The organism is Pseudomonas sp. (assembly GCF_030147005.1).
GTDB lineage: Bacteria > Pseudomonadota > Gammaproteobacteria > Pseudomonadales > Pseudomonadaceae > Aquipseudomonas.
This window is the reverse complement of the sequence record NZ_JASLAW010000249.1, coordinates 38,545-46,790: the sequence shown is the minus strand read 5'-3', so window position 1 is coordinate 46,790 and position 8,246 is coordinate 38,545. Positions and strand designations below refer to the sequence as shown.

The window sequence follows — 8,246 nt, the reverse complement described above, 5'->3', positions numbered from 1 at the left end:
CCAGCAACTGCTTCTGTTCAGCCGTCAAACCGGTGGTACCAATGACCATCGCCTTACCTGCCTTACGGCAGAACGCCAGGTTTTTCAGCATCACCTCGGGCAGCGTGAAATCGATCAACACGTCGAACTCGTCAGCGACTTGTTCCAGGTTGCCGGACAAGGAAACGCCGATACGACCCAGCGACGCCAATTCACCCGCATCCGCCCCGATCAACGTGCTGCCCGGGCGAACGATTGCCGCCGTCAGCCCGGATGCCGGCGAACGCTGCTGCACCGCTTCGACCAGCGTCTTGCCCATGCGCCCGGCAGCACCCATTACGGCTATACGTCGCATACTCAATTCCTTACAGGTCGCCGAAGAAGCGCTTCACACCATCGAAAAAACCCGTGGTTTTTGGCGAGTGAGAGTCGTCACCCGCCAACGAACTGCGGAACTCTTCAAGTAGCTCACGCTGACGGCGATTCAGATTGACTGGCGTTTCTACCGCCACACGGCACATCAGGTCGCCAGCTCCACCACCGCGCACTGGCGCAACGCCTTTGCCCCGGATACGGAACTGTTTGCCGGTCTGCGTGCCCTCAGGGATCTTGAGCTTGACCCGACCATCAAGGGTCGGAATCTCCAGTTCTCCGCCCAGCGCCGCATCGACAAAGCTGATCGGCACCTCGCAGAACAGATGCTTGCCGTCGCGCTGGAAGATCGAGTGCTCGCGCACGCTGATGACGACGTACAGGTCACCCGTAGGCCCACCTTGAGCACCCGCCTCCCCCTCGCCCGACAGACGAATGCGGTCGCCGGTATCCACGCCCGCCGGCACCTTCACCGACAGCGTCTTGTACTCTTCCACACGGCCTTCGCCATGGCAGGAATCGCATGGATCGGAAATGATTTTGCCCTGGCCATGGCAACGCGGGCAGGTCTGCTGCACCGAGAAGAAGCCTTGCTGCATACGAACCTGACCGATACCGCCGCATGTCGGGCAGGTGATTGGCGCGGAACCTTTCTTCGCCCCCGAGCCGTCACACGGTTTGCAGTTGACGAGCGTCGGCACCCGGATATTGACACTGGTGCCGCGCACGGCTTCTTCCAGGTTCAGTTCAAGGGTGTAGCGCAAGTCGCTGCCACGCTGGGCGCCGCCACGCTGGCCGCCACGGCCACCACCAAAGAAATCACTGAACACATCGCCGAAAATATCGGAGAAGTTCTGGCCACCAAAACCGGCACCGCCGCCACCCATGCTCGGGTCGACACCGGCATGCCCATACTGGTCGTAGGCAGCACGCTTGTTGGGGTCCGACAGACATTCGTAGGCCTCATTGGCCTCTTTGAACATTTCTTCGGACTCTTTGCTATCCGGATTACGGTCCGGGTGGTGTTTCATCGCCAGGCGACGGTAAGCCTTTTTCAGCTCCGCCTCGCTGGAGCCACGCTCCACACCCAATACTTCGTAATAGTCACGCTTTGCCATAAGTCTTTGCACTCTTAAGGATGTTCGGCCAGGCCCTCCTGAGCCTCGCCAAACTCGTTGAGCCCCAATGCAGGCCCGGACCCAACTCACGTCAATTCAACGACCCTGGTCATTACTACTTTTTAGCCGGGCCACCGACTAAAAATGCGGCATTTACTGCTCGGAAAGCAGGAGCATTCCCGATCACACCGCCAGCATCCGAACGTTGTCGCATGCTGTAAAAATTCGCATACCCCAGACACGCCAACGCGGGAGCTAGCTCCCGCGCGGCGACATCCTACCAGTCACCGCTTGTCAGCGGTCAACCGGGCGACAACGTTACTTCTGGTCTTTGACTTCTTCGAACTCGGCATCGACAACATCGTCGTGCTTGGCTTCAGGCTCTGCTTGTTGCGCAGCACCTTCGGCCGGCTGACCTTGCTCGGCGTACATTTTCTGAGCCACTGGCGCGGAAACCTTCGACAGCTCCTCAACCTTGGCTTCAATGGCAGCCTTGTCGTCGCCTTTGATGGCGGCTTCAAGAGCAACCACGGCCGCCTCGATTGCAGTTTTCTCTTCAGCGGTCACTTTATCGCCAGCGTCCGCGACCATTTTGCGCGTGGAGTGAACCAGCGCATCACCCTGATTACGGGCGCCAGCCAGCTCAGCAAACTTGGCATCCGCATCAGCGTTGGCTTCAGCATCACGAATCATCTGTTGAATTTCTTCATCAGACAGACCGGAGTTGGCCTTGATGGTGATCTTCTGCTCTTTGCCGGTAGCCTTGTCTTTCGCACCCACGTGCAGGATACCGTTGGCGTCGATGTCGAAGGTCACTTCGATCTGCGGCACACCACGTGGTGCTGGTGGAATCTCAGCCAGGTCAAACTTGCCCAGGGATTTGTTCTGGGCGGCTTGCTTACGCTCACCTTGCAACACATGAATGGTCACGGCGCCCTGGTTGTCGTCGGCGGTCGAGAACACCTGAGATTTCTTGGTAGGAATCGTGGTGTTTTTCTCGATCAGCGCGGTCATCACGCCGCCCATGGTTTCGATACCCAGGGTCAGCGGGCTGACGTCCAGCAGCAACACGTCTTTCACGTCACCGGCCAATACCGCGCCCTGGATGGCAGCACCCATGGCAACCGCTTCGTCCGGGTTCACGTCTTTACGTGCTTCTTTACCGAAGAACTCGGTGACTTTCTGCTGTACCAGCGGCATACGGGTCTGGCCACCGACCAGGATCACGTCGTTGATGGAGCCAACGTCGATACCGGCGTCTTTCAGCGCGATGCGGCAAGGTTCGATGGTGCGTTGAACCAGATCTTCCACCAGTGCTTCCAACTTGGCGCGAGAAATCTTCACGTTCAAGTGCTTTGGACCGGTCGCGTCTGCAGTGATGTACGGCAGGTTCACGTCGGTGGACATGCTCGACGACAGCTCGATCTTGGCTTTCTCAGCGGCTTCTTTCAGGCGCTGCATCGCCAGCGGGTCACCCTTGAGGTTCATGCCGCTTTCTTTCTTGAATTCATCAACGAGGTAGTCGATCAGACGGATATCGAAGTCCTCACCACCCAGGAAGGTGTCGCCGTTGGTGGCCAACACTTCAAACTGGTGCTCGCCGTCAACTTCAGCGATTTCGATGACCGAAACGTCGAACGTACCACCGCCCAAGTCATAAACGATCACAGTGTGGTCGCCCTTGGCCTTGTCCATACCGTAGGCCAGAGCAGCTGCGGTCGGCTCGTTGATGATACGTTTTACGTCCAGACCCGCGATGCGACCGGCGTCTTTGGTGGCCTGACGCTGGCTGTCGTTGAAGTAGGCCGGAACGGTGATCACCGCTTCGGTCACGGTTTCACCGAGGTAATCTTCGGCGGTCTTCTTCATCTTTTTCAAGACTTCAGCCGAGATCTGCGGCGCAGACATCTTGTTGCCATTTACTTCGACCCAGGCGTCACCGTTGTCAGCCTTGGCGATTTTGTAAGGCACCATCTTGATGTCTTTCTGTACGACTTCTTCGTCGAACTTACGACCGATCAGACGCTTTACCGCGTACAGGGTGTTGTGCGGGTTGGTAACAGCCTGACGCTTGGCCGACTGACCGACCAGAATCTCGCCATCGTTCGCGTAAGCGATGATCGACGGCGTGGTACGCGCGCCTTCAGCGTTTTCGATAACTTTGGCCTTGCCGTTTTCCATGACCGAGACACACGAGTTGGTGGTCCCCAGGTCAATACCGATAATTTTGCCCATGATTCACTCTCCCGAAACTTGAATTTGGATGCCGCAGCAGTTGTGGCTAACTGCGGTAGCACTTAAACGCTTGACTTATAAATGGGGGCCTTGCGGCGGATTTCAAGCCTGCTCATCAATAGAAGGCGAAACGGGTGCAGGCGCCTTGCTAACCACAACCATCGCCGGGCGCAACAAGCGACCATTGAGGAGATAGCCCTTCTGGAACACCTTCAATACGCTGTTAGGCTCAAGGTCGTGGCTTTCCTGCATCGCCATCGCCTGGTGGTGCTCCGCATTGAACGGCTCACCGCCTTGCGGATCGATGGCTTCCAACTGATAACGCTTCAGGGTGTCCTGGAACATTTTCAGGGTCAGTTCGATCCCTTCACGCATCGGGCGGATGTTTTCGTCATCCGGATTGGACAATTCAAGGCCACGCTCCAGGCTGTCGACAATCGGCAGCAGGTCGTTGGCGAATTTTTCCAACGCAAACTTGTGAGCCTTTTCTACGTCCTGCTCGGCACGACGGCGGACGTTTTGCAGATCAGCGGCAACACGCAACGACTGATCCTGCGCTGCGGCCAGCTGCTCTTCGAGCACTTGCACACGAGTCCCCAGTTCATCACCGGCAGCGGAATTGGCTTCCGGCGTTGGCGTATCCTGCGTCTGTTCGTCAGCCATAGATTTCTCCTTTCAAAATCATGCGCGAACTCAACTCGCGCTTCTGTTCCGGTATATGGGGCCACAATTTTCAGGTTCAAGGGCTCAAGCGTTACCAAAAGTCTTTCGCATGTCCCGGATCATTTCCCGCCCGTTCATCACCCATTGCACTAAAAAAAGCTGAAAACCAAGCAAATCGAGCTAAGCGACAGGATTGTCAGCCTGGAACAAAACACTGTATAAATAACCAGACCTAAAGCCTGGGAGCGACCTTCATGCTCGTGCACCTGTCCGTACATAACTACGCCATCGTTGAACATCTGGATCTCGAACTGGATCGCGGCATGAGCGTAATCACAGGCGAGACCGGCGCCGGCAAGTCGATCATGCTCGACGCTCTGGGCCTGACACTCGGAGACCGCGCCGACAGCGGCGTAGTGCGCCCAGGCGCCGACAAGGCCGATATCCTGGCCACCTTCGATCTGGCGGACATTCCCGAAGCCGAAACCTGGCTGGCCGAGCGCGACCTCAACAATGAGGGGCCGTGCATTCTGCGTCGGGTAATCACCGCCGAGGGGCGCTCACGCGGCTATATCAATGGCACGCCCTGCCCCCTTGGCGACCTGAAAGCCTTGGGCGAGTTGCTGATCGATATTCACAGCCAGCATGAACACCAATCCTTGCTTAAAACCGACACTCATCGCCGCTTGCTCGACGAGTATGCCGGCGCCACCGATCTTGCCCGCCAGGTTCAGTTGGCCGCTCAACGCTGGCGTCAGACGCGCCAGGAGCTGGAACGTCTTTCCAATTCCGGCGACGAGCAACGCGCTCGTCATCAATTGCTCAGCTATCAGCTCGAAGAGCTAGAAAGCCTGGGGTTGGGCGAGACCGAACTGGAGCAGCTTGAGCAGGAACACAAAAACCTGACCAACGCCGAGACGCTGCTGGGTATCTGTCGTCAGGTGGTCGAACAATGCAGCGAAAGCGATTCCGGCAATGTGCTCAACGCACTGACGGCAAGCCTCAATCGCCTGTCCAGCGTGAATAATGCATCCGGCTCGCTGAGTGAAGCCACCACCTTGCTGACCAGCGCACAGATTCAGGTAGAGGAAGCGGTCGGTGAGCTGAATCGCTTCCTGGATCATTTCGATGCCGACCCGGCGCGCCTGCAGGTAATAGAAGAGCGCCTCGACACTATCTACACCCTGGCGCGCAAGCATCGAATCCAGCCAACCGAAGTGGCGGCGATGCAGCAAAAACTGCTGGATGAAATCGAGACCTTGAACGCGAACGACGAGTCCATTGAGCGCCTCGGCGAAGAGCTCGCCTCCTTCGCTCGCCATTACCAGGAAAAAGCTCGCGAGCTGAGCGACCTTCGCCAGCAGGCCGCCACCCGCCTGGCCGGTGCGGTGGAGCAGGAAATTCAGCGACTGGGCATGCCCGGTGGCCGTTTCACTATTCAGCTGCACGCCAATACCAGCAATGAGCTGCAACCCCATGGGCTGGAACAGGTGGAGCTGCTGGTCAGCGCCAACCCGGGCCAGCCGCTTAAAGCCTTGGCAAAGGTCGCCTCCGGTGGCGAGCTTTCACGGATCAGCCTGGCAATTCAGGTAATCACCGCACAAACCTCGCGCGTACCGACACTGGTGTTCGATGAAGTTGACGTAGGTATCGGTGGGCCGACTGCAGAGATCGTTGGTCAATTGTTGCGACGCCTGGGGGATCGTGGCCAGGTGCTTACGGTGACCCACTTACCGCAGGTCGCAGCCCAAGGTCATCAGCATTTGTTTGTGCACAAGGTGCGGGGCGAGGAGGCGACGCGCACGGCCGTGTCCAAGCTGAATAAGTCGGAGCGCGTGGAAGAAGTGGCGCGGATGCTCGGCGGTATTGATTTAACCAAGGAGTCTCTGGCGCACGCGAAGAAAATGGTCGTAGCCGCAAAGGCTTGAGGCGAGCATTTTCCTTCTTATATAAAGCAAGAAGGCGACCCAAAGGTCGCCTTCAATCGTTTCGCAGAGCAAAACTGCGTCGATTTTTACTTTTTCTTACGGATGTACAACACCAAATTATGATCCACCAAATCGAAGCCATGCTCCTCGGCAATTTCGTGCTGGAGCTTTTCGATTGCTGGGCTGGTGAACTCGATAACCTCATTGGTATCCAGGTCAACCATATGATCGTGGTGCCCACCATCGGCCAATTCAAACACTGCATGACCGCCGTCGAAATTATGACGAACCACCAGCCCTGCGGCTTCAAACTGGGTCAGGACACGGTAGACCGTGGCCAGGCCAACGTCTTCATTAGACTCCATCAGCGCCTTGTAAACGTCCTCGGCACTCATGTGGCGCTGCTCAGCAGAATCGAGCATTTGTAGAATCTTGACTCGGGGCAGAGTCACTTTAAGACCGGCTTTGCGTAGTTCGCTATTTTCAACCATGGTTAGCTTTCTCGCGGATGCTGCTTCGCAGCTTCTCTTAATACGGGTATGATCGGCGTTTACGTTGTCCCAGCCAAGATAGTGGAAGTCGCCCACCGATGCAAAACACCAAGCTCTTGCTAACCAGTTTCACCTTTGTGGGACTGCTCGCACTCGCCGGTTGTTCATTCCCCGGGGTTTACAAAATCGACATCCAGCAGGGCAATGTCGTCACGCAGGACATGATAGACCAGTTACGCCCGGGAATGACCCGACGGCAAGTACGGTTTATCATGGGCAATCCCCTGCTGACCGACACTTTCCATGCCGATCGCTGGGATTATCTCTACAGCCTCCAGCCCGGCGGCGGTGAACGCCAGCAGGAGCGCGTCAGTGTCATTTTCAATGGCAGTGACCAGCTTGTCAGCCTGTCCGGTGACTTCATGCCTGGCGTAAGCCGCGATGAAGCCCTGCTCGGCAAGGACAGCGGCACCAGCGTGACAGCCCCTGCCCAGGAAGCCGAGAAGCCGAAATCCGAGGTGCCGGCCAAGCCAGGCTCCTTGCTGGACCAGATTCAGAAGGATGTCGATGGCGTGGAAACCGTACCAGTCCCGACGCCACAGCCTCTGGACACCAGCCCGCAGTAACAATGCGGCACTCAACAAAAAGCCCGGCATGCCGGGCTTTTTGTCGTTTAGCTGATTTATGAGCTTTGCTGCTTGGCCTTCGCCGCTTTGGCCGCACGCTGCCTGCGCACTTCTTTGGGGTCTGCCAGCAACGGCCGATAGATTTCAATCCGATCGCCTGGCTGCACCACACGCACATCGGCGTCTGCAACCACCTTACCGAAAATCCCCAATGGGCATTCAGCCAGCGCCAGTTGCGGAAAGTGCTCGGCGATCCCCGACATCCACACGGCCGCTCTCAGACTCGTGCCCACCGGAACCGTCACCGCCAGTAAAACCTGACGATCAACGGCGGCGTGCGCCACTTCAATGTCAACCATGCAATTGCTTGGCTCGCTGACAGAATGCATCCACCAGCGTATTCGCCGCCTGATTGAACAAAGGCCCCAATGTCGCTCGAACGATCGGCCCTGCGTAATCGAACGACAGATCCAGGCTGATCTTGCAGGCTTTATCCGTCAGCGCCTTGAATACCCATACTCCATGCAACTGGGTAAACGGCCCCTCCTGCAGATTCATCTCGATGGACTGCCCAGGCACCAGCACATTGCGCGTAACAAAGTGCTGGCTAAGCCCACCCTTGGCTACGCCAACGCTGGCAACCATGTACTCGTCACCGCTCTCCAGCACCTCAGCGGTCGAGCACCACGGCAGAAATTCCGGGTAACGCGCCACGTCGTTGACCAGGTCATAGAGCGCCTGTGCGGGATATGGCAGCAGGGCCGAACGTTGAATATGCGTCGTCATGTGAGCGTTATTTCCACAGCTGAGCGGGCAAACATCGCGAAAGAACAG

At 57.3% G+C, this 8,246-nt stretch carries 8 protein-coding genes and 1 pseudogene; 2 read left to right on the top strand and 7 right to left on the bottom strand.

The genetic code is table 11. The features are described from left to right. The 4 genes and pseudogenes from Q1V60_RS23880 to grpE all read right to left on the bottom strand — a co-directional run. Positions 1–334: pseudogene (locus tag Q1V60_RS23880) on the bottom strand (4-hydroxy-tetrahydrodipicolinate reductase); the annotation flags it as partial. A 10-nt stretch (positions 335–344) separates the two neighbouring features. Then, on the bottom strand, positions 345–1,469 hold the full coding sequence (dnaJ, locus tag Q1V60_RS23875; RefSeq protein ID WP_300635425.1) for a molecular chaperone DnaJ: 1,125 nt from the start codon (positions 1,467–1,469) through the stop codon (positions 345–347). 318 nt (positions 1,470–1,787) lie between these two features. After that, on the bottom strand, positions 1,788–3,704 hold the full coding sequence (dnaK, locus tag Q1V60_RS23870; RefSeq protein ID WP_124364448.1) for a molecular chaperone DnaK: 1,917 nt from the start codon (positions 3,702–3,704) through the stop codon (positions 1,788–1,790). Between the two features lie 102 nt (positions 3,705–3,806). After that, a complete protein-coding gene (gene grpE / locus Q1V60_RS23865) occupies positions 3,807–4,367 on the bottom strand; it encodes a nucleotide exchange factor GrpE (protein ID WP_300635422.1) in 561 nt (186 codons plus the stop codon). Between the two features lie 254 nt (positions 4,368–4,621). Here grpE and recN point away from each other — a divergent pair, with 254 nt between their 5' ends. Further along, positions 4,622–6,295 carry a DNA repair protein RecN gene (gene recN / locus Q1V60_RS23860; protein WP_300635420.1) on the top strand — a complete coding sequence of 558 codons (1,674 nt, stop codon included), beginning with the start codon at positions 4,622–4,624 and terminating at the stop codon, positions 6,293–6,295. Between the two features lie 86 nt (positions 6,296–6,381). Here the strand turns inward: recN and fur are convergent, their stop codons facing one another. Then, positions 6,382–6,786 (bottom strand): ferric iron uptake transcriptional regulator, encoded by a 405-nt coding sequence (gene fur, locus Q1V60_RS23855; RefSeq protein ID WP_010562662.1) that lies wholly within the window; start codon positions 6,784–6,786, stop codon positions 6,382–6,384. Positions 6,787–6,884: 98 nt separating this feature from the next. Between fur and Q1V60_RS23850 the strand changes: the two genes are divergently transcribed. Continuing rightward, positions 6,885–7,412 carry an outer membrane protein assembly factor BamE gene (locus tag Q1V60_RS23850; protein ID WP_124430526.1) on the top strand — a complete coding sequence of 176 codons (528 nt, stop codon included), beginning with the start codon at positions 6,885–6,887 and terminating at the stop codon, positions 7,410–7,412. Between the two features lie 56 nt (positions 7,413–7,468). On the opposite strand, the gene Q1V60_RS23845 is transcribed toward Q1V60_RS23850, so the two are convergent. Next, positions 7,469–7,771, bottom strand: coding sequence for an RnfH family protein (locus tag Q1V60_RS23845; protein WP_300635417.1), 303 nt, complete (start codon positions 7,769–7,771; stop codon positions 7,469–7,471). Continuing rightward, positions 7,764–8,198: a type II toxin-antitoxin system RatA family toxin gene (locus Q1V60_RS23840; RefSeq protein ID WP_300635415.1), complete on the bottom strand. Its 435-nt coding sequence runs from the start codon at positions 8,196–8,198 to the stop codon at positions 7,764–7,766. The genes Q1V60_RS23845 and Q1V60_RS23840 overlap by 8 nt, the downstream gene beginning before the upstream one ends. Positions 8,199–8,246: the final 48 nt, after the last annotated feature.